Below are 22,535 nucleotides of genomic sequence, written 5' to 3'. Positions count from 1 at the left end.
CCGACGATGGAGGCTCTTCCTTGGCCAAGCGACAGATTCCGGTCATCGTGCTGGCGGGATTCCTGGGATCGGGCAAGACGACCCTGCTCAACCACCTCCTGCGGCGCAGCGGAGGCACCCGGATCGGGGCGGTCGTCAATGACTTCGGCAAGATCGAGATCGATGCGATGAGCGTCGCCGGCCAGGTGGACTCCATGGTCTCCCTCGGCAACGGCTGCCTGTGCTGCGCGGTGGACACCAGCGAGCTGGACGGCTTCCTGGACCGGCTGGCCCGCCCGGCGGCCCGCATCGACGTGATCGTCATCGAGGCGAGCGGGCTGGCCGAGCCCCAGGAGATCATCCGGATGATCCTGGCCAGCGACAACGACAGCGTCGTCTACGGCGGGCTGGTCGAGGTGGTCGACGCGGCGGAGTTCGCGGCGACGCGCGAACGCCACCCGGAGCTCGACCGGCACGTGGGCATCGCCGACCTCGTGGTCCTCAACAAGTCCGACCGGATCGGGGACGAGGCCCGCGAGAGCCTGTTGGAGACGCTCACACGGCTGGCCCCGGGCACTCCCGTCGTCCCGGTCTCCCACGGGCGGATCGACCCGGAGATGCTCTTCGACCGCAAGCCCCGCGAGGACCACCTGGAGGCCGTGCGCCAGCTCTCCTTCGAGGACATCCTCCTCACGGACGACGACGAGCACGACCACGACGACGAACGCGACGACAAACACGAGCACGACCACGAGCACGGTGACCACTGCGGGGAGCGGTGCGGCCACGGCGGCCATCTCCACTCCGGCTACGAGAGCGTCGAATTCCGCTCCGACACCCCCATGCACCCCCGGCGGCTCATGGACTTCCTCGACAGCAGGCCCGAGGGCCTCTACCGCGTCAAGGGCTTCGTCCACTTCGGCGTGACGGGCCATCGCGACAAGTTCACCCTGCACGCGGTGGGCGACTTCCTGCGCTTCTACCGGTCGCCCTGGGCGCGTTCCGAGGAGCGCGTCACACAGCTGGTGATGATCGGCAGGGGCATCGACGCCGGCGCCCTGAAGGAGGGGCTCGAAAGCTGCCGGGACACGGCGGCGGAGGCCGCCGAGGAGCACAGCATGTGGGGCGTCCTGCGCTACGCGCAGACCTGACGCGCGTACGGGTGGGGGGACGCGCGGTTCGCGCGTCCCCCCACCCGCGAGGCCTACACCGGGCCGGCCACCACGGCCACCGGCTTCGGCAGCGGCGTACCCGAACCGTCACGGCGCGGGTCGGAGGCCGGCAGCTCGGCGGGCAGACCGGCGGCCGTCGCGGCCCGCGCCGGGGCCGCGCCCGCCCAGGCCAGGACGAGGCAGTCCTCGCCCTTGAGGAAGCGCTGGCAGCGCACACCGCCCGTGGCCCGGCCCTTGCGCGGGTACTGGTCGAACGGCGTCGCCTTCGCCGTGCCCTCGGAGACCGCGCCCGGCAGCCCGCCCCGGGCGCCCGCGACCGTGAACACCACCGCGTCCTCCGCGGGGTCGACGGCCGTGAAGGAGATGACCTTCGCGTCCGGCGACAGCTTCACGCCCGCCATGCCGCCCGCCGGGCGGCCCTGCGGCCGCACCTGCGAGGCCTGGTAGCGCAGCAACTGCGCGTCGTCCGTGATGAAGACCAGGTCCTCCTCGCCCGTGCGCAGCTCGACCGCGCCGACGATGGTGTCGCCGTCCTTGAGGGTGATGACCTCCAGCTCGTCCTTGTTGGCCGGATAGTCCGGGACCACGCGCTTGACCACGCCCTGCTCCGTGCCGATGGCAAGGCCCGGTGAGGACTCGTCGAGCGTGGTCAGACAGACCAGGCGCTCGCCGTCGGCCAGCGTCAGGAACTCGGACACCGGGACGCCGCCCGCCAGGTTCGGCGGGGCCGCCGTCTCCGGCAGCTGCGGCAGGTCGATCACCCGCAGCCGCAGCAGCCGCCCGTCGGAGGTCACCGCGCCCACCTCGCCCAGGGCCGTCGCCGGGACGGCCGAGATGATCACGTCGTGCTTCACGCGCTTGGCGTCGGCCGACGCGTCCACCGGTTCACCCGTGGCCGTACGGGCCAGGAGGCCGGTGGAGGACAGCAGCACCCGGCACGGGTCGTCCGCGACCTGCAGCGGCACCGCCGAGGCCGGCGTGCCCGCCGACTCCAGCAGTACCGTGCGCCGGTCGGTGCCGAACCTCTTCGCCACGTCCGCCAGTTCCGCCGAGACGAGCTTGCGGAGCTCCGTGTCCGACTCCAGGATCCGGGTCAGCTCGGCGATCTCCGCGGTGAGCTTGTCGCGCTCCGACTCCAGCTCGATCCGGTCGAACTTGGTCAGGCGGCGCAGCGGGGTGTCGAGGATGTACTGGGTCTGGATCTCGGAGAGGGAGAAGCGCTCCACGAGTGACGCCTTGGCGGCCGCGGCGTTATCGCTCGATCGAATGATTTGGATGACCTCGTCGATGTCGACGAGCGCCACCAGCAGACCCTCGACGAGGTGCAGCCGGTCGCGCCGCTTGCCGCGCCGGAACTCGCTGCGCCGGCGGACCACCTCGAAGCGGTGGTCGACGTAGACCTCCAGCAGCTCCTTGAGGCCCAGCGTCAGCGGCTGCCCGTCGACGAGCGCCACGTTGTTGATGCCGAAGGACTCCTCCATCGGCGTCAGCTTGTAGAGCTGCTCCAGGACGGCCTCGGGGTTGAAGCCGTTCTTGATCTCGATGACCAGGCGCAGGCCGTGGGCGCGGTCGGTGAGGTCCTTGACGTCGGCGATGCCCTGGAGCTTCTTGGCGCCGACCAGGTCCTTGATCTTGGAGACGACCTTCTCCGGGCCCACCGCGAACGGCAGCTCCGTGACGACCAGTCCCTTGCGGCGGGCCGTGACGTTCTCCACGGAGACCGTGGCGCGGATCTTGAACGTGCCGCGGCCGGTCTCGTAGGCGTCGCGGATCCCGCTCAGGCCGACGATGCGGCCGCCCGTGGGCAGGTCGGGTCCCGGGACGAACTTCATCAGGGTGTCGAGATCGGCGCCCGGGTGCCGGATCAGGTGCCGGGCGGCGGCGACGACCTCGCCGAGGTTGTGCGGCGGCATGTTCGTCGCCATGCCGACCGCGATGCCGGACGAGCCGTTGACCAACAGGTTCGGATAGGCGGCGGGGAGGGCCACCGGCTCCTGCTCGCTGCCGTCGTAGTTCGGCGTGAAGTCGACGGTGTCCTCGTCGATCGAGTCCGTCATCAGCGACGTCGGCGCCGCCATCCGGGCCTCGGTGTAACGCATGGCCGCGGGCGGGTCGTCGTTGCCCAGCGAGCCGAAGTTGCCGTGGCCGTCGACCAGGGGCAGCCGCATCGAGAAGGGCTGCGCCATGCGCACCAGGGCGTCGTAGATCGAGGCGTCGCCGTGCGGATGGAGCTTGCCCATCACCTCGCCGACGACCCGGGCGCACTTCACATGCCCCCGCTCGGGCCGCAGGCCCATCTCGTTCATCTGGAAGAGGATGCGGCGCTGGACCGGCTTGAGGCCGTCCCGGGCGTCGGGCAGGGCACGGGAGTAGATGACGGAGTACGCGTACTCGAGGAAGGAGCCCTGCATCTCGTCGACGACGTCGATGTCGAGGATGCGCTCCTCGAACTCTTCCGGCGGCGGGGTCTTCGTGCTGCGGCGGGCCATCGCGGCTGCTGCTCCTTCGATCGATTGCCGAGGCGGGTCTGACGCCGACCATTGTGGACCGAGCCACCGACAACGCCGACCGCGACCCGTCCGGGGCATCCCCGGCGGTTCGGGAACTTCGCCAGATGTCAGCGCGCTTGCATACAGTGACAGGACTGTTCATCACGCGAGTCGTCGCGAGGCACCGCGGGATCTCAAGAGATCGAAGGGACGTACATGCCCATGGGTCACACGGCCACGCAACAGGCCGGCTCCGGCGGCCTGACAGCGACCGAGCACCGCCTGGCCAACGGCCTGCGGGTGATCCTCTCCGAGGATCACCTGACCCCCGTCGCCGCGGTCTGCCTCTGGTACGACGTCGGCTCGCGCCACGAGGTCAAGGGCCGTACCGGCCTCGCCCACCTCTTCGAGCACCTGATGTTCCAGGGCTCGGCCCAGGTCAAGGGCAACGGCCACTTCGAGCTGGTCCAGGGTGCCGGCGGCTCGCTCAACGGCACCACCAGCTTCGAGCGCACCAACTACTTCGAGACCATGCCCGCCCACCAGGTGGAGCTGGCCCTGTGGCTCGAGGCCGACCGGATGGGCTCGCTGCTCACCGCCCTCGACGACGAGTCGATGGAGAACCAGCGCGACGTCGTCAAGAACGAGCGCCGCCAGCGGTACGACAATGTGCCCTACGGCACGGCCTTCGAGAAGCTGACGGCCATGGCCTACCCCGACGGCCACCCGTACCACCACACGCCCATCGGTTCCATGACCGACCTGGACGCCGCCTCCCTGGAGGACGCGCGCGCCTTCTTCCGCACGTACTACGCGCCCGGCAACGCCGTCCTCGCGGTCGTCGGCGACATCGACCCGGAGCAGACGCTCGCCTGGGTCGAGAAGTACTTCGGCTCCATCCCGGCGCACGACGGCAAGCAGCCCCCGCGCGACGGCCGGCTGCCCGACACCATCGGCGAGCAGCTGCGCGAGGTCGTCCGCGAGGAGGTGCCCTCCCGCGCCCTGATGGCCGCCTACCGCCTGCCCCACGACGGCACGCGCGAGGCCGACGCCGCCGACCTGGCGCTGACCATCCTCGGCGGCGGCGAGTCCTCCCGCCTCCACAACCGCCTGGTCCGGCACGACCGCACCGCCGTCGCGGCCGGCTTCGGCCTGCTGCGCCTGGCCGGCGCGCCCTCGCTCGGCTGGCTGGACGTCAAGGCGTCCGGCGGCGTGGAGGTCTCCGCGATCGAGGCCGCCGTCGACGACGAGCTCGCCCGCTTCGCGGCCGAGGGCCCGACGCCCGAGGAGATGGAGCGCGCCCAGGCCCAGCTGGAGCGCGAGTGGCTGGACCGGCTGGCCACCGTCAGCGGCCGCGCGGACGAGCTGTGCCGCTTCGCCGTGCTCTTCGGCGACCCCCAGCTCGCCCTGACCGCCGTTCAGCGCGTCCTGGACATCACCCCCGCGGAGGTGCAGGAGGTCGCCAAGGCCCGGCTGCACCCCGACAACCGCGCCGTGCTGGTGTACGAGCCCACGCCCCAGTCCGGCACCGACGCCGCCGGCGAGAACGAGGAAGAGGAGGCGGACCGGTGAGCGACGCCGTAGCCGCGAGCACCCAGACCGTGAAGGCCTCGATGGACTTCCACCCGCAGCCCCAGCCCGGCACCGCCACCCCCTGGGCCTTCCCCGCCCCCGAGCGCGGCCTGCTCCCCAACGGGCTGACCGTGCTGCGCTGCCACCGCCCCGGCCAGCAGGTCGTCGCCGTCGACGTCGTCCTGAACGCGCCGCTGGCCGCCGAGCCCGAGGGTCTGGACGGTGTCGCCACGATCATGGCGCGCGCCTTCTCCGAGGGCACCGACAAGCTCAGCGCCGAGGAGTTCACCGCCGAGCTGGAGCGCTGCGGCGCCACCCTCGACGCCCACGCCGACCACCCCGGTGTCCGGCTCTCCCTGGAGGTCCCGGCCTCCCGGCTGGGCAAGGCCATGGGCCTGCTCGCCGACGCCCTGCGCGCCCCGGCCTTCCCGGACAGCGAGATCGAGCGCCTGGTCGACAACCGCCTGGACGAGATCCCGCACGAGCTGGCCAACCCGGCCCGCCGGGCGGCCATGGCGCTGGCCGCCGAGCTCTTCCCGGCCGGCTCCCGGATGTCCCGCCCCCGGCAGGGCGCGCAGGAGACCGTCGAGCGCGTCGACGCCGCGGCGGTCCGGTCCTTCTACGAGGCCCATGTCCGCCCCGCCACCACCACCGTGGCGATCGTCGGCGACTTCACCGGCATCGACCTCGACCGCACCCTGGCGGAGTCCCTGGGCGCCTGGACCGGCACCGCCGCCGAGCCGCTGCCCGTGCCGGCCGTCACCGCCGACGACACCGGCCGCGTCGTGATCGTGGACCGGCCCGGCGCCGTGCAGACGCAGCTCCTCATCGGCCGTACCGGCCCCGACCGCCACGCGAGCGTCTGGCCCGCCCAGATCCTCGGCACCTACTGCCTCGGCGGCACCCTCACCTCCCGCCTGGACCGCGTCCTGCGCGAGGAGAAGGGCTACACCTACGGCGTGCGCTCCTTCGGCCAGGTGCTGCTCTCCGCCCCCGACGGCACGGGCACGGCCATGCTCGCCATCAGCGGCTCCGTGGACACCCCCAACACCGGCCCCGCGCTGGCGGATCTGTGGACCGTGCTGCGCACCCTGGCGGCGGAGGGCCTGACCGAGGCCGAGCGCGACGTCGCCGTGCAGAACCTCGTCGGTGTCGCGCCGCTGAAGTACGAGACGGCCGCGGCCGTCGCCGCGACCTTCGCCGACCAGGTCGAGCAGTACCTGCCGGACGACTTCCAGGCGCGGCTGTACGAACGCCTCGCGCAGGCCGGCACGGTGGAGGCCACGGCGGCCGTCGTGAGCGCCTTCCCGGCCGACCGCCTCGTCACCGTCCTCGTCGGTGACGCCGCCGAGATCGCCGAGCCCGTCAAGGCCCTGGGCATCGGCCCGGTGACGGTCATCCCCGCCTGACGGCGGCTCACCACCCCGGCGCGGCGGCCACGCTGCGCCGGGGCCCCTTCGGCGCATGGGTCCGTTGTGACCCATGCGCCTCACTTATGTCCACTTTCAGGCGGTGGTTGTGTGTTGGTCGTGTGGCGTACGTCATAAAAACCCACTTCTGTTTGCTGTTCGAATCTGACGCCGATTAGCGTCAGGCCCGGCAGCCCGCCATTCGGAGCCGTGACCGCGGCCCCGGGCAGCCATCGCCGAGTCCCCGAGGCGTCAGCCGAAGGGGAGCCGGGGACCCAAACGTCCCTGGGGTGAATCGGGCCCCTCTCACGAGGGATCCGTAGGAGACCTTCCTGCTCCGAACCCGTCAGCTAACCCGGTAGGCGAGAGGGAAGGAAAGGAAACAGCCGTAGACATGGCGTTCACCCGTGCCACCGGGAAGCACCGTCGTCCGAGCCGCGCCGCCCGCGTCAGCGCCAACGTGGCGGGCATAGCCACCCTGACGGCCGCCGGCGTCGTCGCCGGTGTCGCCGCCCCGGCCTTCGCCGCCTCCGACGACGCTCAGCGCCCCGAGGACACCGGCCTGACCCAGGCCGTCGTCATCGGTGACGTCATGGCCGAGCACGTCGACGCCCAGGCCGAGTCCCAGCGCAGCGCCGCCGACGAGGCCGCCGCCCGCCTCCAGGCCGAGGAGAGCGCCAAGCAGAAGGCCGTCCAGGCCAAGCAGCGCTACGAAGAGGCCCAGCGCAAGGCCGAGGAGGAGCGCGCCGCCAAGGAGAAGGCCGCCCGCGACGAGGAGCGCAAGCGCCTCGGCGTCTTCGTGAGCCCGATCGACGGCTCCTACGTCTCCACCGCCTACAAGGCCTCCAGCGGCCTGTGGTCCTCCGGCAGCCACACCGGCATCGACATGCACGCCGAGACCGGCACCTCCGTCCACGCCGTGGGCATGGGCACCATCGTCGAGGCCGGCTGGGGCGGCGCCTACGGCAACAACGTCGTCATCAAGATGGCCGACGGCACGTACACCCAGTACGGCCACCTGTCCTCCATCGACGTCTCCGTCGGCCAGACGGTCACCCCGGGCCAGCAGATCGGCCTCTCCGGCGCCACCGGCAACGTCACCGGCCCGCACCTCCACTTCGAGGCCCGTACGGCCCCCACCTACGGCTCGGACATCGACCCGATCGCCTACATGGCGGCGCACGGCGTCAACCTGTAACGACGCGCGGCGACTTCCGAAAGGCCCCGGCCCCCGGCCGGGGCCTTCGTGTTTGGCCAAAAAATATCCATGAAACGGCGGCACCATCGGAAAACGCCCGGGATTGCCATAGAGTCGCCGAACGGACGTCAATCGGCCGTGCTGCACGGAGATTGAGGCATGAGGCGGAGGTAGACCCATGCGGGGCCGTACGTGAGCGGCGACGGCGAAGGGCCGCGCGAGAGCCGTCGTATTTCCACGCACGCGGTGTGCACCGCCATCCGCGACGACATCGTCTCCGGCGCTTTCCCGCCGGGCAGCCGGCTCATCGAGGAAATCCTCGCCCGCCGCTACGGGGTCTCACGGGTGCCCGTGCGCGAGGCGCTGCGCACCCTCGCCTCCGAGGGCTTCGTGACCACCCGCCGGCACGCCGGCGCCTGTGTCGCCGAACCCACCGAGCGCGAGGCCGCCGACCTCCTCGACATCCGGGCCCTGCTGGAGCCGCTGGGCGCCGCCAAGGCCGCGCAGCGGCGCTCCGAGGCCCATCTCAAGGTGCTGCGGGGCCTGGTCAGGCTCGGTCAGGAGCGGGCCCGCGCGGGCCGCTGCGCCGAGCTGCGTCAACTCGGCGACTGGTTCGACGAGACGCTCGCCCAGGCGTCCGGCAGCCCCTCGGTCGCCGGGCTGCTGACCCAGCTGCGCCGCAAGATCGCCTGGGTGTACGCCCCGGGGCCCGTGGTCCGGCCGCTGGAGACCTGGGAGGCGTGCGGGGCGCTGGTGGACGCGGTGGCGCGGGGGGACGTGGAGCGCGCCCGGGAGCTGGCCGCCGTACGGGCCGGCCGTTCACCCGGTGAATTCCTGCTGCGGCGGACCGGCGGGGACCGCGTCCATCCGCCGAAACAGCCCGTAAACACGGCGGGCGTCCGTTCTTAACGAGCGACCGCTATTCCTGGAGGAATAGCGGTCGGGAATTCGTGGCGGTCCCCGGCCGGAGCACGCCGTGCGCGTCTGCGGAGAGCGGCGCGCACGGCGTGTGAAAAGGCCCGTGCGCACGGCCGTGGGATACGGCCCATGGACACAGCGGATCCGCGGACACGGCGACGCGTGGACACGGCGACCCGTGGATACGGCGGCGGGGCCGCAGCGGCCTCCGTCGGCTGCCGCGGCCCCGCCGCACGGTCCCGCCCGGGGAGGGGCGGGCCGGTGGATCAGACGGTCTCCGGGAGCTCCTCGAGCCCCTCGGCGACGAGCTTGGCCAGACGGTCGAGCGCGGCCTCGGCCCCCTCCGCCTCACTGGCGAGGACGATCTCCTCGCCACCCTGGGCGCCCAGGCCCAGCACGGCGAGCATGGAGGCGGCGTTGACGGGGTTGCCGTCCGCCTTGGCGATCGTCATGGGGACGCCGGCGGCGGTCGCCGCACGGACGAAGATCGACGCGGGCCGGGCGTGCAGGCCCTCGGCCCAGCCGACGTTTACGCGGCGCTCAACCATGGTGTTGCCCTTCAAGTCGATATTGGTTGTCTAGACCATTGTGGCACGGGGCGCGCGGTGCCCGATGCGCGCGCCCCCACCGGGGACCTTCGGTCGTTCCCCGTGGGCCGGGCGGCACCGGACCGCTGTCGGTGCCCGGCCTTACGCTGGGCCCATGCAGACGCCGCCCGAGCACGCGTACCCGGCCCACTGGGAAGCCGACGTCGTGCTGCGCGACGGCGGCATCGCCCACATCCGCCCCATCACGCCCGACGACGCGGGGCGGCTGGTCAGCTTTTACGAGCAGGTGTCGGACCAGTCCAAGTACTACCGCTTCTTCGCCCCCTACCCCCGTCTCTCCGACCGGGACGTCCACCGCTTCACCCACCACGACTACGTCGACCGGGTGGGCCTCGCCGCGATCGTGGGCGACGAGTTCATCGCCACGGTGCGCTACGACCGCATCCCCCCGGGCGACGAGGCCGAGGTCGCCTTCCTCGTTCAGGACGCCCACCAGGGCCGCGGCGTCGCCTCCGCGCTGCTCGAGCACATCGCGGCCGTCGCGCGCGAGCGTTCGATCCGGCGCTTCGCCGCCGAGGTGCTGCCCGCCAACACGAAGATGATCAAGGTCTTCACGGACGCGGGCTACACACAGAAGCGCAGCTTCGAGGACGGCGTCGTCCGCCTCGGCCTCGACCTGGAACCCACCGACGCCTCCCTCGCCGTGCAGCGCGCCCGCGAGCAGCGCGCCGAGGCCCGCTCCGTGCAGCGCCTGCTCACCCCCCGCTCCGTCGCCGTCATCGGCGCCGGCCGCGAGCCCGGCGGCATGGGCCGCACCGTCCTGCGCAACATCGTCGCCGGCGGCTTCACCGGACGGACGTACGCGGTCAACCTCGCCTTCCCCGAAGAGCCTTCGCTCCTGGAGCCCGAGGGCGTCCCCGCCCACCGCTCCGTCCTGGGCATCGCCGAGCCGGTGGACCTCGCGGTCGTCGCCGTCCCCGCCGAGCAGGTCCCCGCCGTCGTCGCCGACTGCGGCGAGCACGGCGTCCAGGGGCTCGTCGTGCTCACCGCCGGATACGCCGAGAGCGGGGGGACGGGCCGCGCCCGCCAGCGCGAGCTGGTCCGCCAGGCCCGCTCGTACGGCATGCGCGTCATCGGCCCCAACTCCTTCGGCCTCATCAACACCGCCGACGCCGTCAGGCTCAACGCCTCCCTCGCCCCCGAGCTGCCCGCCGCCGGACGGGTCGGGCTGTTCAGCCAGTCCGGCGCGATCGGCATCGCCCTGCTCTCCGGGCTCCACCGCCGGGCGGCCGGTCTCGTGGGCATCTCCACCTTCGTCTCCGCGGGCAACCGCGCCGACGTCTCCGGCAACGACTTCCTCCAGCACTGGCACGACGACCCCGACACCGACGTCGTCCTGATGTACCTGGAATCCATCGGCAATCCGCGGAAGTTCGCCCGCCTCGCCCGGCGCACGGCCGCCCGTAAGCCGCTCGTCGTCGTCAAGGGCGCCCGGCACGGCGCCGCCGCCCCGACCGGCCACGCCGTGCCCTCCACCCGCATCCCCGACGCCACGGTCTCCGACCTGCTGCGCCAGGCCGGCGTCATCCGCGTCGACACGGTCACCGAGCTGGCCGACGCCGGGCTGCTCCTCGCCTCCCAGCCGCTCCCCGAGGGCCCCCGCGTCGCGATCTGCGGCAACTCCGAATCCCTCGCCCTGCTCACGTACGACGCCTGCCTCACGGACGGGCTGCGGCCCCTGCTGCCCCGCGACCTGACCACGTCCGCCACCCCGGCGGACTTCCGCGCCGCGCTCTCGGCCGCGCTGGCCGACCGGGCCTGCGACGCCGTGGTCGTCACCGCGATCCCCTGGGTCGGCGACACCTCCGCCGCCGACCTCGCCACCGCCCTGCGCGAGGCCGTCGCGACGGCCCCCACCGCGAAGCCGGTGGCGGTGGTCCACCTGGAGATCCCGGGCCTGGCCGAAGCCCTGGCGGCACCGGTCCCGGACCGGGCCGCCGAGGACGCCGGTGATCCGGCCGGCGGTGTGCCGGGAGACGCGGCGCTCCCGGTCGCGGGCGCCGCCGACGGTTCGGGCCGCCGGGACGGGGGCGGTGGCCCCGTCGGCGGGGAGCCCAGGGAGGCGGCGGCGCCCCCGGGTACGGGTGCCCTCGCCGGAGCGGTGCCCCCGGCCGAGGGCGGTTCGGGTCCGTGGTCCGGGAGCCCCACGGCTGGAGAACTGCCGCGCGTCGTGGACGGGGCCACCGGCCGGAAGGCCGCGCCGGTGGACGCCGCCGCAGGCGATCCCGCCGTGCGGATACCCGCCTACCCCGCCGCCGAGCGGGCCGTGCGGGCGCTCGCCGAGGCCGTGCGCTACGCGCGGTGGCGGCGGGACGTCGCCGTGCCCGGGCGCGTGCCCGAGTACGACGACATCGACGAAGAGGGCGCCGCCGCCGACATCGACGTCCTGCTCCGGGCCCACGGCGCCGTCGCCCCGCGCGCCGTGACGCTCTCCGCCCCCGATACCCAGCGCCTCCTTGCCCGCTACGGCATCGCCGTGCTGCCCGCCCTGCCCGCGCCCGACCCCGACAGCGCCGTGGACGCCGCCCGGCGGCTCGGCTTCCCCGTCGCCCTCAAGCCCACCGCGCCCCACCTCCGCCACCGCGCCGACCTCGGCGGGGTCCGCCTCGACCTCGGCGGCGAGGCGGAACTGCGCCGCGCGTACGCGGAGTTGACCGAGCTCCTCGGCAAGCCCGAGGAGCTGAGCCTCGTCGTGCAGTCCATGGCCCCCCGCGGCGTCGACACCGTCGTCCGCGCCGCCATCCACCCCACCGCCGGCGCGGTGCTCTCCTTCGGGCTGGCCGGCGCGCCGTCCCTGCTGCTCGGGGACATCGCCCACCGTCTCGTCCCGGCCACCGACCGGGACGCCGCCGAGCTCATCCGCTCCGTGCGCACCGCGCCGCTGCTCTTCGGCTGGCGCGGCTCCGCGCCCGTCGACACGGCGGCCCTGGAGGAGCTGCTGCTGCGGGTCTCGCGCCTCGTCGACGACCACCCGGAGGTCGTGGGCGCCGACCTGGAGCCGGTGATCGTCGCCCAGCACGGGGTGCACATCCTCGGCGCGACCATCCGGCTGGCCCCGCCCCCCGCCCGCTCGGACCTCGGGCCGCGGAGTCTGCCGCTGTACTGAGTCCCTTGTGCCGAGTCCCCTGTACTTGAGTCCCTGGCCGGGGATCGGCGGCAGCCGGACCCCGTACGCCCCGTAGGATGGGCGTATGGCGAAGACCGGTACGACGACCCAGGGGCTGCGCGCGGCCATCGAGCGCAGCGGCTACTACCCGGCCCTCGTGGCCGAGGCGGTGGAAGCCGCCGTGGGCGGTGAGCCGGTCGTGTCGTACCTGGTCCACCAGGAGACGACGTTCGACTCCAACGAGGTGCGCCGCCATGTCACGGTGCTCGTCCTCACCGGCACCCGATTCATCGTCAGCCACACCGACGAGCAGGCCGCCGACGGCACCTCCCCGTCGCCCTACGCCACCACCTCCACCGAGTCCGTGAAGCTCGACCGGATCTCCTCGGTGGTGCTCAGCCGCGTCGTCGCCAACCCCGAGGCCTACACCCCGGGCACCCTGCCCCGCGAGGTCGTCCTGACCATCGGCTGGGGCGCGGTTTCCCGCATCGACCTCGAGCCCGCCGCCTGCGGCGACCCGAACTGCGACGCCGACCACGGCTACACCGGCTCCTCCACCGCCGACGACCTCAGCCTGCGGGTCAGCGAGGCGGGTGACGGCCCGGACACCGTCCGCCAGACCCTCGCCTTCGCCCAGGCGCTCTCCGAGGCCACCGCGGCGACCACCCGCTGATGTCCCACTTCGCCACGGCGGGCCAGGCCTGGCCCGAGCCCGCCCCGCTCGATCCCCGCTCCGCACCGCTGCCCCGCTACGGCACCGGCTCCCTCGCCGACCTGCTGCCCTCGGTCGCGGCGGGCCTGGGCGTGCCCGGCCTCACCTCCGGAATGGAGCTGGCGCCCGCCGACCGGGTCTGCGTCTTCCTGATCGACGGCCTGGGCTGGGAGCTGCTGCGCGCCCACCCCGACGAGGCCCCGTTCCTCCACTCGCTGCTGGGCACGTCCATGAACGGCACCGGCGCGCCCATGACCGCCGGCTTCCCCTCCACCACCGCGAGCTCCCTCGCCTCGGTCGGCACGGGCCTGCCGCCCGGCGCCCACGGTCTGGCCGGCTACACCGTCGCCGACCCGGCCACCGGGCAGCTGATGAACCAGCTGCGCTGGCGCCCCTGGACCGACCCCCACGCCTGGCAGCCGTACCCCACCGTCTTCCAGCTCGCGGACGCGGCCGGGATCGCCACCTGTCAGGTCTCCGCGCCCGACTTCGAGCACACGCCGCTGACCAAGGTCGCGCTGAGCGGCGGCACCTTCCACGGCCGGCTCTCCGGCGAGGAGCGGATGGACTTCGCCGCCGAGCGCCTCGGCGCCGCGGACCGCTCGCTCGTCTACACGTACTACAGCGAGGTGGACGGCAAGGGCCACCGCTTCGGCGTCGACTCCGAGGAGTGGCGCGGCCAGCTGATGTACGTGGACCTGCTCGCCCGGCGGCTCGCCGAGCAGCTGCCGCCGCGCTCGGCGCTCTACGTCACCGCCGACCACGGCATGATCGACATCCCGTTCGACCCGGAGTCGCGCATCGACTTCGACGAGGACTGGGAGCTGCGCGCCGGGGTCGCCCTGCTGGGCGGCGAGGCGCGGGCCCGCCATGTCTACGCGGTGCCCGGCGCGGCCGCCGACGTCCTGGCCGTGTGGCGCGAGGTGCTCGGCGAGCAGATGTGGGTCGCGAGCCGGGACGAGGCCATCGAGGCGGGCTGGTTCGGCCCGCCCGGCGAGGGCGTCGACGACCGGGTGTACGCGCGGATCGGCGACGTCGTCGCCGCCGCCCGCGACGACGTCGCGATCGTCGCCACGGAGACCGAGCCCAACGAGTCGAAGATGGTCGGCCTCCACGGCTCCATGACGCCCGTCGAACAGCTCGTCCCGCTCCTCGAAGTCCGCTCCTGAGCGAAAGCCCGCTCGCGAGCGGAGCCCGTTCCCCCTTCACCTCCCCCCACGATCAAACGAAAGGCGTCGGCCTTCCCATGCCCGAGCTGGTGTTCTTCTCCGGAACGATGGACTGTGGAAAGAGCACCCTCGCTCTGCAGATCGAGCACAACCGGTCGGCCCGCGGCCTCGAGGGGCTGATCTTCACCCGCAACGACCGCGCGGGTGAGGGCAAGCTGTCCTCCCGGCTCGGCCTGGTCACCGACTCCGTCGAGGCGGGGGAGGGGTTCGACTTCTACGCGCACCTGGTCGCGCACCTCTCGGCGGGCGGCCGCGCGGACTACGTCATCTGCGACGAGGCCCAGTTCCTCGACCCGGAGCAGATCGACCAGCTGGCCCGGATCGTCGACGACCTCGAACTGGACGTCTTCGCCTTCGGCATCACCACCGACTTCCGCACCAAGCTCTTCCCGGGCTCCCAGCGCCTGATCGAACTCGCCGACCGCATCGAGGTCCTCCAGGTCGAGGCGCTGTGCTGGTGCGGGGCACGAGCCACCCACAACGCCCGTACGGTCGGCGGGGAGATGGTCGTCGAGGGCGCGCAGGTCGTCGTCGGCGACGTCAACCAGCCGGAGACCGTGGTCGGTTACGAGGTGCTGTGCCGGCGCCACCACCGCCGGCGGCTCACGGCGGCCGCCGCGCGTGCGGCTGCGCTGTCGCCGGACGTGCTGCCGGTGGACCCCGAGACGGACCCCGAGACCGAGAACGCGCGCTGAACCGGACGGCCGGACGGCCTCGCTAGCGCGCCGTCCGCAGCAGGGTGAAGACCGCGCCCTCCGGGTCCTCGACCGTCGCCGCGTGCCCGGCCGCCGTCTCCGCCGGGCCGTCCACGACCCGCCCGCCCAGCTCGGCGACCCGCTCGGCGGCCGTGTCCACGTCCGCCACTTCGAAATACGTCATCCAGTGCGGATGCCGCAGCGACGGCCCCGCGCCCCGGATCGCCGCCACCGGACGGCCGTCCAGGTGAAGCGTGAACGTGTCGGCGCCCACGGCGCCGGACGACTTCGTCTCGTACCCGAACAGCGCGCGGTAGAACTTCAGCACCGCGGCGGCGTCATGGGTCACCAGTTCGTGCCAGACCGGAGTGCCCGGCGCGCCGGTCGTCCCGGGATCCACCATCCCCCGCCCCTGCCGGACACCGAACGGCGCGCCCGCCGGGTCCGTGGCGAGCACCAGCCGCCCCGCGTCCTCGGCGGCCAGCGGGCCCACGCCGACCGTCCCGCCGGCGCAGTGGATCCACTCCGCGGAGGCGTCCGCGTCGTCGCTCGCCAGATAGGTGGTCCACGCGTTGGCGAGTTGACGATCGGGCGGCAGGCCCCCGATCCCGGCGACATCGTGGCCGTCGACCGTGGCCCGTACGTAAGGGCCCGGGCGGCCGGGCCCCGGGCTGTAGTAGGACCACCCGAACAGCCCGCTGTAGAACTCCTTGGTCGCCTCCAGGTCCTGCACCAGGAGACTGGTCCAGCAAGGAGTGCCCGGTGTCTGCCGCCGGGTGCCCTCGCGGCGCCCGGAGGAGCCCCATACCTCGGTCATAGTCAGTATCTCCTCGGACCATCGTGGTGGCCGCGCGTCCCGCCGGGACACGCGCCCCGGCCGCGCCGGGCGTAAGGGTTCCCGCTGAGCATGCCCGAATTCGCGTTCCGCTTCCGTGTCCTCGGCAGCGCCGTCCAGTATCGATCAGCAACGCGCCTTCTGGCCAGGGGACCGTTCGGAGCAACGGGGACTACGCCAGGATGGGTTCATGGACGTCATCATCACCGCGAAGGAATGGGCGAGCGAATCGGCCGGCGAACGGCCGCCGACGCTCCTGGACATCCGCTACCGGCCGGGCGGCGCGCCCGGCCGGCCCCAGTACGAGGCCGGACACCTCCCGGGCGCCGTCTATGTCGACATGGACGCCGAACTCGCCGCCGAGCCGGGGAAGAAGGGCCGTCATCCGCTGCCGGACACCGCGGCGTTCGGGGCGGCGATGCGCCGGGCGGGGGTGCGCTCCGACCGCCCGGTCGTCGTCTACGACGACGGTCTGGGCTGGGCCGCCGCCCGGGCGTGGTGGATGCTGCGCTGGGCCGGGCATCCGTCCGTGCGCGTCCTGGACGGCGGGCTCGCCGCGTGGACCGCGGCCGGGGGAGAGCTGACGACAGAGGTGCCGGTACCGGCCGACGGCGACTTCGTGCCCGAGCCGGGCGCGCTGCCGGTGCTCGACGCGGACGGCGCGGCCGCGCTGGCGCGGCGCGGGGTGCTGCTGGACGCGCGGGCGGGGGAGCGCTACCGGGGCGAGGTGGAGCCGCTGGACCCGGTCGCCGGGCACATCCCCGGCGCGGTCTCCGCCCCCACGACCGAGAACGTCGCCGAGGACGGCCTCTTCCGCCCGGCCCCCGAGCTCGCGGCGCGCTTCGCGGCGCTGGGGGCGACGGGTGCGCCCGGCGCGGCGGAGGTGGGCGTCTACTGCGGCTCGGGCGTCTCAGCGGCGCACGAGATCCTGGCCCTGGCGGTGGCGGGTGTGCCGGCGGCGCTGTACGTCGGGTCGTGGAGCGAGTGGTCGTCCGACCCGGAGCGGCCGGTGGCGACGGGACCGGAAGCGGGCTGAGCCGCCCGCGAGCCCGGGGGCCGCGAGGCCAGGGCCTGGGGTCGGGGCCGGTTCGGCACCGCCGGGCCGCGCCGCGGCGGCCGATCGCCGTCGCGGCGGAGGGGTGCCCCAGTCCCGCCCTTTCACCGTTTCCTGGGGGCGAGCCCCCAGCCCCCCGGGGCGAGGCTTCGCCCGCCCGCATGGGGGCCGGGGGTTTGCCCCCGGTTTCGGGAAGGGCGGTGCCGAACCGCCCCGGGCCGCGCCAGCCGGATCAGTCCTGCTTCTTCCGCCGCGTCCCGAAAACGATCTCGTCCCAGCTCGGCACCGCCGCCCGCCGCCCGGGGCGGACGCCGTCCGCCTCGGCCTGGCGGTCCGTCGTGCCGATCAGGCGTTCGCGGTGTCCCGCCACCGACCGCGGCATGAGGACGTCCGCGTAGGCGGCCCCGGCGCTGGCGGCCGGGGCCGGGGGCTCCACGGCCTCCGGCTCCTCCGCCGGGGCCTCGGACGGGGGCGCGGGGATCGCGCCGACGGCCGGGGGTGCCGAGGGTGGCTCGGGCACGACCATGTCGCCCCGGAAGCTCGGCACGGCCTCCAGCAGGCTGGTCAGGGAGTCGCGGTCGCGCTCCTTGGGCGCGTCCTCGGCCGGCGCCTCGCCGGAGGGCGCCTCCGTGTCCGCGCCGTCGGCGGACTGCCGGTCGAGGGAACGGTCCAGCGGCCGGTCGCGCGGCAGCCGGGCGATGCGCGGCACGAACGGGAAGGTCGGCTCGGGCGTGTCGTCGGTCTCGCCGATGAGCGCCCGCGCCTCGTCGTCCAGCGCCTGAACGATCCGGCGCGGCGGATCGTAGGTCCAGCTGGCCGCGCGCGGCTCCCCGGCGGCGCGGTAGACCAGCAGGACTTCCCAGGTGCCGTCGTCGCGGCGCCAGGAGTCCCACTGGGCGGTGTCCTTCTCGGCGCCGCGCAGCATCATCCGCTCCGCGACGGTCTCGCCGAGCGGCGGGCCGCTGTTCTCGCCGGGGCGGCGTACGGGCGTCTTGCGGGCCCGCTCCGCCATGAAGGCGCGTTCGGCGAGCACGGGGCCCTCGAAGCGCCGTACGCGCTCCACGGGGATGCCCGCGAGCTGGGCGACCTCCTCCGCCGAGGCGCCGGCCCGGATACGGGCCTGGATGTCGCGGGGCCGGAGGTGGCTCTCCACCTCGATCTCGATCTGGCCGAGGCGTGCGCGGTCGTTGCGCACGGCGGCGCGGAGCCGCTCGTCGATGGGAAGTGTGTACTCCGTGCTGTCCGCAGACTTGAGCACCAGCCGTGTGCCGTCGTTGGAGACTGCCACGACACGCAGTTCGGGCATGGGGACCTCCCGGGTGGTGCCTGCCGACGTCACCTGCGTCGCTGCTTCCGCTAGTCGAGTGTGGCCTGCCCGGGTAGCAGCCTGCCACAACATTGCCGAGTTGACGGGGCGAGAGCCGCCCGGGCCCCTCCCGCCGGATCCGGTGGATTCCGGGCAGCCGAACGGGATATTGGGGCCAGGGCTCGCCACAGTACTCCATTCGGGCCAGCGGGCGTGGATCGGCGCGCCAGCGAAGTTCACCTGCGGCAAGGGAGTTGGAATGCGCCCCTTGGGGCGGGCTCGGCCGGGTCCGGTTCCCGTGGGTGGCGAGGTTCACATAATCGCCCGATTCGGAACTGTTCGCCAGTCTCGAATGTCTCTTCTGGCTATAAGAGGGACTGAAGGGAACAACAGAGGCTGGAGATGGACGACAAAGCCGAAAGTGAGGCAAAAGCCAAGGGCAGGCGTCTGGAGCTGAGCGTCGCACAGGTGGCCGGTAGTGCTCTGGCGGCGGTCGTGGCGGCCCTGCTCGCGGGCAAACTCGGTGTATACGGCACGGTGCTCGGTGCCGGTGTCGTCAGTGTGGTGGCCACGACGGGTGGCACAGTCTTCCAGCACCTGTTCAAACGTACGGGTGAGCAGATACGCGACGTGGCGGGCCCGTCGGAGCCCCGGCTCCGCCAGGTGCCGGTGTGCGACGCGTCCCGCGCCGTGGACCGGGCGCGCTCGGCCGACGCCGCGACGACCGTGCTCCCCGCCGCCGGAGCGGCGTGGGACGGCCGGTCCGAACTGGAGCGCACCCAGCTGCTCGGGCAGGTCGACGCGACGGGCCCGCAGCCGGGGACCGAGGACCGTACGCAACTGCTGCACCAGGTGTCACATCCCGGTGCGAACCCGGCGCAATCCGAGGCGTACGCCGGTGCGTACACCGGCGCGCAGGACGACGCGTACATCCACGGCTGTTCCGAGGAGTTCTCGCAGGGCACGACCCACGGCACCCGGCTGCGCGGCCGCAAGCGCCCGCTGCTGGCGGCCGCCGCCGTATTCGCCCTGGCCATGGGCACGGTGACGGCGGTGGAGCTCGTCTCCGGTTCCAGCGCGGACGGCGACAAGGGCGGGACGACCGTCAGCCGGATCTTCCAGCCGGGCAAGAGCGAGAAGAAGCAGGACCCGGACCCGCCCCAGGCCCCGGACCCCGGCCGCTCGCACGACGGGAACGACGCGGACGCAGGCGAGAGCGGCCCGACCCCCTCGCCGGGCGCGTCGCAGCAGGGCGGCGGCAGCGGTACGGGCAAGCAGACGCCGGACCCGGGGCCGACCCCGTCCACCGGCGGCGGCTCCACGCCGACGCCGACCCCGACGCCGGACGGCGGCTCGTCGCCGGACGCGGGCAAGGGCGGGACGGACGGCAAGGGCGGCGGCACCGGCGGCCAGGGCTCCGGTGGCACGGGCGGCCAGTCCCCCTCGCCGCAGCCCGGCCAGAACGCCGCGGCCGGTACGAGCGCGGGCACGGGCACCGGCTCCGGTACGGGCAAGGTCTCGTAGGGCGGGCCGCGCGGGAACACCACGGGCGCCGGGCGGCGGACCTCCCACGAGGGTGGCCGCGCCCGGCGCCCGTGCCGTCACCCGCCTAGGACCCGCCGCAGATAGGCGTTGCCGAAGACGCGGTCCGGATCCAGCCGGTCCCGTACCGCCGTGAACTCCGCGAAGCGCGGATAGGCGTCCGCCAGATACACGGCGTCGCGGCCGTGCAGCTTCCCCCAGTGCGGCCGTCCCCCATGGGCCGTCATGATCTGCTCGACGGCCGTGAAATACGCCTGGTGCGGGGTACCCCTGTACATGTGTACGGCGATATAGGCCGTATCCCTGCCCGAAGCGGTGGACAGCGGGATGTCGTCCGCCGGGGCCGTCCGCACCTCCACGGGGAAGCTCACCCGCAGCCGCCTGCGCTCGATCATCGCCCGCAGCTCCCGCAGGGCCGCCATCGCCGCCTCGCGCGGCACCGCGTACTCCATCTCCAGGAAGCGCACCCGGCGGGGGCTGGTGAAGACCTTGTAGGGGATGTCGGTGTACGCACGGGGGGACAGGGCCCGGGCGGAGAGCCGGGCGATCCCGGGGACCGTCCCGGGGACGGCCCGGCCCAGCGCGCAGACGGCGCCGAAGACCCCGTTCGACAGCAGTTCGTCCTGCACCCAGGCGGCGGCCCGGCCGGGCGGGGCGGCCGGGCCCTCGACGCGGTTGTTCCGCTTGGTGACGCAGCGGTCGGTGTGCGGGAACCAGTAGAACTCGAAGTGCTCGTTCTCCGCGACGAGCGCGTCGAAGCCGGACGTCACCGCGCCGAAGGACATCGGCTCCTCGCGCGCGGCGAGCAGGAACTCCGGTTCGGCCCGGAAGGTGATCGCGGTGAGCACGCCCAGCGCGCCGAGGCCCACCCGCGCCGCGGCGAACACCTGCGGATGCTCCCGCGCCGAGCAGGTCAGCACCGAACCGTCGGCGGTCACCAGCTCCAGCCCGGCGATCTGGGCGGCGATCGCGCCCGAGTCGCGGCCGGTGCCGTGGGTGCCGGTGCTGACGGCCCCGGAGACCGTCTGCTCCATGATGTCGCCCATGTTCGTCAGGGACAGGCCCCGGGCGGAGAGCTCCTCATTGAGCCGACGGAGCGTCATGCCCGCGCCGACCGTCACGGTCCCGGCGTCCCGGTCGACCGAACGGATGCCTGCCAGGCCCTCCGGGCGTATCAGCAGACCGTCGGTGGCGGCCGCGGCGGTGAAGGAGTGGCCGCTGCCGACCGCCTTCACCCTCAGGCCGTCGGAGGCGGCCCGGACGACCGCCGCGGCCAGCTCCTCCGCGGTCCGCGGGGCCACCGTGCGCGCGGGCCGGGCGGTGACGTTCCCCGCCCAGTTGCGCCATACGTCGTCGTCATGCCTCCTGGTGACGCTGTTCCGCCAGGTGCTGTCCGTCCTTGCCGTCGCCCCCATGGGCGCGCACCCCCACCCGCTCCGGCGCCGGCCGCAGCCGGCGGTATCCGAGGAACGCGCCGACGGCCGCGAGCAGTCCCGCCGCGCCGGACACCGCGTACCCCGCCCGGGCCCCGGCCGCGTCCACCACCCAGCCGGCGGCCGACGAGCCGAGCGCCACGCCGACCGCCAGTCCGGTGCTCGTCCAGGTCATGCCCTCGGTCAGCTTCGCGCGCGGTACGTGCTGCTCGACGAGGGCCATCGTGGTCACCATCGTCGGCGCGATGGCCAGGCCCGCGACAAAGAGCGCCACGGCCAGGAACGGCAGGTTCCCGACCAGTTGGAGGGGGATCATACTCACGGCCATCGCACACACGCCCAGAACCCAGCGGCGGGCGGCGTCACCCCGCAGGTGGAGGAGGCCGAAGACCGCGCCGGCGATGCCGGAGCCCAGCGCGTACACCGCGAGCACCAGGCTGGAGGCCGCCTTGTGGCCCTGCTCCTCGGCGAAGGCCACGGTGACGATGTCGATGGAGCCGAACAGGGCGCCGGTGGCCGTGAAGACCACCACCAGCACCTGGAGCCCCGGCGAGCCCAGCGCGGAGCCCGCCATCTGGTCCGTCCGGGGGTGCGGCTTGGGCTCGGTGGCCCGCTGCGCGGTCAGCCACACGACGCCGATCACCAGGAAGCAGGCCGCCAGCAGCGGACCCGCCTCGGGGAACCAGCTCGTGGACAGGCCGATCGACAGGATCGGCCCGACGATGAACACCACCTCGTCGATGACGGACTCGGCCGAGTACGCCGTGTGCAGCTCGCGCGGCGAGCCGTGGAACAACGCCGCCCACCGGGCCCGCACCATCGACCCCACGCTCGGCACACAGCCCGCGCACGCCGCGAAGACGAACAGCGTCCACTCGGGCCAGCGCTGCTGCGCGCTCACCAGCAGCCCGGCGACGGCCGTCAGCGCGAGGGCCGTCGCCGGGCGGAGTATGCGCCGCTGCCCGTGCCGGTCGACCAGCCGGGAGACCTGAGGTCCCAGGACGGCGGCGGAGAGCGCCAGCGTCGCCGAGACGGCGCCCGCCAGCCCGTACCGGCCGGTCAGCTGGGAGATCATCGTGACGACGCCGATGCCGAGCATCGACAGGGGCAGCCTGCCGATGAGGCCCGCCGCGGCGAAGCCCTTGGTGCCGGGTGCGGCGAATATCGCGCGGTAGGGACTGGACAAGGACGGCTCCCGGGGAGGTCGGCACTGGGGACGGGGCGAGGGTGCCGTAAGGGACGTAGCTGGTCGATACAGCTTACGTGCGCACCTTCGTG

The 22,535-nt window shown here is 73.5% G+C and carries 17 protein-coding genes and 1 riboswitch; of the genes, 11 read left to right on the top strand and 6 right to left on the bottom strand.

From position 1 onward, the window contains the following. Positions 1-20: 20 nt before the first annotated feature. On the top strand, positions 21-1,130 hold the full coding sequence (locus ACFYZR_RS19380) for a CobW family GTP-binding protein (protein ID WP_391911734.1): 1,110 nt from the start codon (positions 21-23) through the stop codon (positions 1,128-1,130). Between the two features lie 53 nt (positions 1,131-1,183). Here the strand turns inward: ACFYZR_RS19380 and ACFYZR_RS19375 are convergent, their stop codons facing one another. Continuing rightward, positions 1,184-3,640, bottom strand: a complete 2,457-nt coding sequence (locus tag ACFYZR_RS19375) for a DNA topoisomerase (ATP-hydrolyzing) subunit A (protein ID WP_391911732.1) — start codon at positions 3,638-3,640, stop codon at positions 1,184-1,186. Positions 3,641-3,862: 222 nt separating this feature from the next. Between ACFYZR_RS19375 and ACFYZR_RS19370 the strand changes: the two genes are divergently transcribed. The 4 genes from ACFYZR_RS19370 (at position 3,863) to ACFYZR_RS19355 (ending at position 8,728) form a co-directional block, all read left to right on the top strand. Further along, positions 3,863-5,212 carry a M16 family metallopeptidase gene (locus ACFYZR_RS19370; protein WP_391911894.1) on the top strand — a complete coding sequence of 450 codons (1,350 nt, stop codon included), beginning with the start codon at positions 3,863-3,865 and terminating at the stop codon, positions 5,210-5,212. Positions 5,213-5,253: 41 nt separating this feature from the next. Continuing rightward, positions 5,254-6,621, top strand: coding sequence for a M16 family metallopeptidase (locus tag ACFYZR_RS19365; RefSeq protein ID WP_391911892.1), 1,368 nt, complete (start codon positions 5,254-5,256; stop codon positions 6,619-6,621). A 224-nt stretch (positions 6,622-6,845) separates the two neighbouring features. Further along, positions 6,846-7,001: riboswitch (cyclic di-AMP (ydaO/yuaA leader) on the top strand. A 14-nt stretch (positions 7,002-7,015) separates the two neighbouring features. Continuing rightward, on the top strand, positions 7,016-7,819 hold the full coding sequence (locus ACFYZR_RS19360; RefSeq protein ID WP_391911730.1) for a M23 family metallopeptidase: 804 nt from the start codon (positions 7,016-7,018) through the stop codon (positions 7,817-7,819). 192 nt (positions 7,820-8,011) lie between these two features. Further along, positions 8,012-8,728 (top strand): GntR family transcriptional regulator, encoded by a 717-nt coding sequence (locus ACFYZR_RS19355; RefSeq protein ID WP_311610942.1) that lies wholly within the window; start codon positions 8,012-8,014, stop codon positions 8,726-8,728. Positions 8,729-9,003: 275 nt separating this feature from the next. Here the strand turns inward: ACFYZR_RS19355 and ACFYZR_RS19350 are convergent, their stop codons facing one another. Beyond that, positions 9,004-9,285: an HPr family phosphocarrier protein gene (locus tag ACFYZR_RS19350; protein WP_126916446.1), complete on the bottom strand. Its 282-nt coding sequence runs from the start codon at positions 9,283-9,285 to the stop codon at positions 9,004-9,006. Positions 9,286-9,439: 154 nt separating this feature from the next. On the opposite strand from ACFYZR_RS19350, the gene ACFYZR_RS19345 reads away from it, so the two are divergent. The 4 genes from ACFYZR_RS19345 to ACFYZR_RS19330 all read left to right on the top strand — a co-directional run bounded on the left by ACFYZR_RS19345 (position 9,440) and on the right by ACFYZR_RS19330 (position 15,087). Continuing rightward, positions 9,440-12,451 carry a GNAT family N-acetyltransferase gene (locus ACFYZR_RS19345; RefSeq protein WP_391911728.1) on the top strand — a complete coding sequence of 1,004 codons (3,012 nt, stop codon included), beginning with the start codon at positions 9,440-9,442 and terminating at the stop codon, positions 12,449-12,451. A gap of 85 nt (positions 12,452-12,536) precedes the next feature. Beyond that, a complete protein-coding gene (locus ACFYZR_RS19340) occupies positions 12,537-13,124 on the top strand; it encodes a DUF5998 family protein (protein ID WP_126916448.1) in 588 nt (195 codons plus the stop codon). Further along, the gene (locus ACFYZR_RS19335; protein WP_391911725.1) at positions 13,124-14,332 is read left to right on the top strand and encodes an alkaline phosphatase family protein; all 1,209 of its coding nucleotides are present in this window, start codon (positions 13,124-13,126) and stop codon (positions 14,330-14,332) included. The genes ACFYZR_RS19340 and ACFYZR_RS19335 overlap by 1 nt, the downstream gene beginning before the upstream one ends. Before the next feature lie 77 nt (positions 14,333-14,409). Next, positions 14,410-15,087, top strand: coding sequence for a thymidine kinase (locus ACFYZR_RS19330; RefSeq protein ID WP_391911723.1), 678 nt, complete (start codon positions 14,410-14,412; stop codon positions 15,085-15,087). Between the two features lie 22 nt (positions 15,088-15,109). Here the strand turns inward: ACFYZR_RS19330 and ACFYZR_RS19325 are convergent, their stop codons facing one another. Next, positions 15,110-15,904, bottom strand: a complete 795-nt coding sequence (locus ACFYZR_RS19325) for a VOC family protein (RefSeq protein ID WP_391911721.1) — start codon at positions 15,902-15,904, stop codon at positions 15,110-15,112. 208 nt (positions 15,905-16,112) lie between these two features. Between ACFYZR_RS19325 and ACFYZR_RS19320 the strand changes: the two genes are divergently transcribed. Then, on the top strand, positions 16,113-16,958 hold the full coding sequence (locus ACFYZR_RS19320; protein ID WP_391911719.1) for a sulfurtransferase: 846 nt from the start codon (positions 16,113-16,115) through the stop codon (positions 16,956-16,958). A 250-nt stretch (positions 16,959-17,208) separates the two neighbouring features. Here ACFYZR_RS19320 and sepH read toward each other — a convergent pair whose 3' ends face one another. Then, positions 17,209-18,315 carry a septation protein SepH gene (sepH, locus tag ACFYZR_RS19315; RefSeq protein WP_391911717.1) on the bottom strand — a complete coding sequence of 369 codons (1,107 nt, stop codon included), beginning with the start codon at positions 18,313-18,315 and terminating at the stop codon, positions 17,209-17,211. 369 nt (positions 18,316-18,684) lie between these two features. On the opposite strand from sepH, the gene ACFYZR_RS19310 reads away from it, so the two are divergent. Then, entirely contained in the window at positions 18,685-19,806 is a 1,122-nt protein-coding gene (locus ACFYZR_RS19310) for a hypothetical protein (RefSeq protein ID WP_391911715.1), read from the top strand. Positions 19,807-19,883: 77 nt separating this feature from the next. Here the strand turns inward: ACFYZR_RS19310 and ACFYZR_RS19305 are convergent, their stop codons facing one another. Both ACFYZR_RS19305 and ACFYZR_RS19300 read right to left on the bottom strand, forming a co-directional pair. Then, complete coding sequence (locus ACFYZR_RS19305) at positions 19,884-21,239, bottom strand: D-arabinono-1,4-lactone oxidase (RefSeq protein ID WP_391911713.1); 1,356 nt, start codon at positions 21,237-21,239, stop codon at positions 19,884-19,886. Continuing rightward, positions 21,181-22,443, bottom strand: a complete 1,263-nt coding sequence (locus tag ACFYZR_RS19300; RefSeq protein WP_391911711.1) for an MFS transporter — start codon at positions 22,441-22,443, stop codon at positions 21,181-21,183. The genes ACFYZR_RS19305 and ACFYZR_RS19300 overlap by 59 nt, the downstream gene beginning before the upstream one ends. Positions 22,444-22,535: the final 92 nt, after the last annotated feature.

This window comes from Streptomyces sp. NPDC001678, from assembly GCF_042892945.1.
GTDB lineage: Bacteria > Actinomycetota > Actinomycetes > Streptomycetales > Streptomycetaceae > Streptomyces.
Note: the sequence above shows the minus strand (reverse complement) of the source record. Positions and strands in the feature narration are given on the sequence as shown.

Coding starts and splice junctions, on each gene's coding strand:
- ACFYZR_RS19375 (WP_391911732.1), bottom strand. CDS start 3,640: ATGGCCCGCCGCAGCACGAAGACCCCGCCGCCGGAAGAGTTCGAGGAG.
- ACFYZR_RS19370 (WP_391911894.1), top strand. CDS start 3,863: ATGGGTCACACGGCCACGCAACAGGCCGGCTCCGGCGGCCTGACAGCG.
- ACFYZR_RS19365 (WP_391911892.1), top strand. CDS start 5,254: ATGGACTTCCACCCGCAGCCCCAGCCCGGCACCGCCACCCCCTGGGCC.
- ACFYZR_RS19360 (WP_391911730.1), top strand. CDS start 7,016: ATGGCGTTCACCCGTGCCACCGGGAAGCACCGTCGTCCGAGCCGCGCC.
- ACFYZR_RS19350 (WP_126916446.1), bottom strand. CDS start 9,285: ATGGTTGAGCGCCGCGTAAACGTCGGCTGGGCCGAGGGCCTGCACGCC.
- ACFYZR_RS19345 (WP_391911728.1), top strand. CDS start 9,440: ATGCAGACGCCGCCCGAGCACGCGTACCCGGCCCACTGGGAAGCCGAC.
- ACFYZR_RS19340 (WP_126916448.1), top strand. CDS start 12,537: ATGGCGAAGACCGGTACGACGACCCAGGGGCTGCGCGCGGCCATCGAG.
- ACFYZR_RS19335 (WP_391911725.1), top strand. CDS start 13,124: ATGTCCCACTTCGCCACGGCGGGCCAGGCCTGGCCCGAGCCCGCCCCG.
- ACFYZR_RS19330 (WP_391911723.1), top strand. CDS start 14,410: ATGCCCGAGCTGGTGTTCTTCTCCGGAACGATGGACTGTGGAAAGAGC.
- ACFYZR_RS19325 (WP_391911721.1), bottom strand. CDS start 15,904: ATGACCGAGGTATGGGGCTCCTCCGGGCGCCGCGAGGGCACCCGGCGG.
- ACFYZR_RS19320 (WP_391911719.1), top strand. CDS start 16,113: ATGGACGTCATCATCACCGCGAAGGAATGGGCGAGCGAATCGGCCGGC.
- ACFYZR_RS19310 (WP_391911715.1), top strand. CDS start 18,685: ATGGACGACAAAGCCGAAAGTGAGGCAAAAGCCAAGGGCAGGCGTCTG.
- ACFYZR_RS19305 (WP_391911713.1), bottom strand. CDS start 21,239: ATGGGGGCGACGGCAAGGACGGACAGCACCTGGCGGAACAGCGTCACC.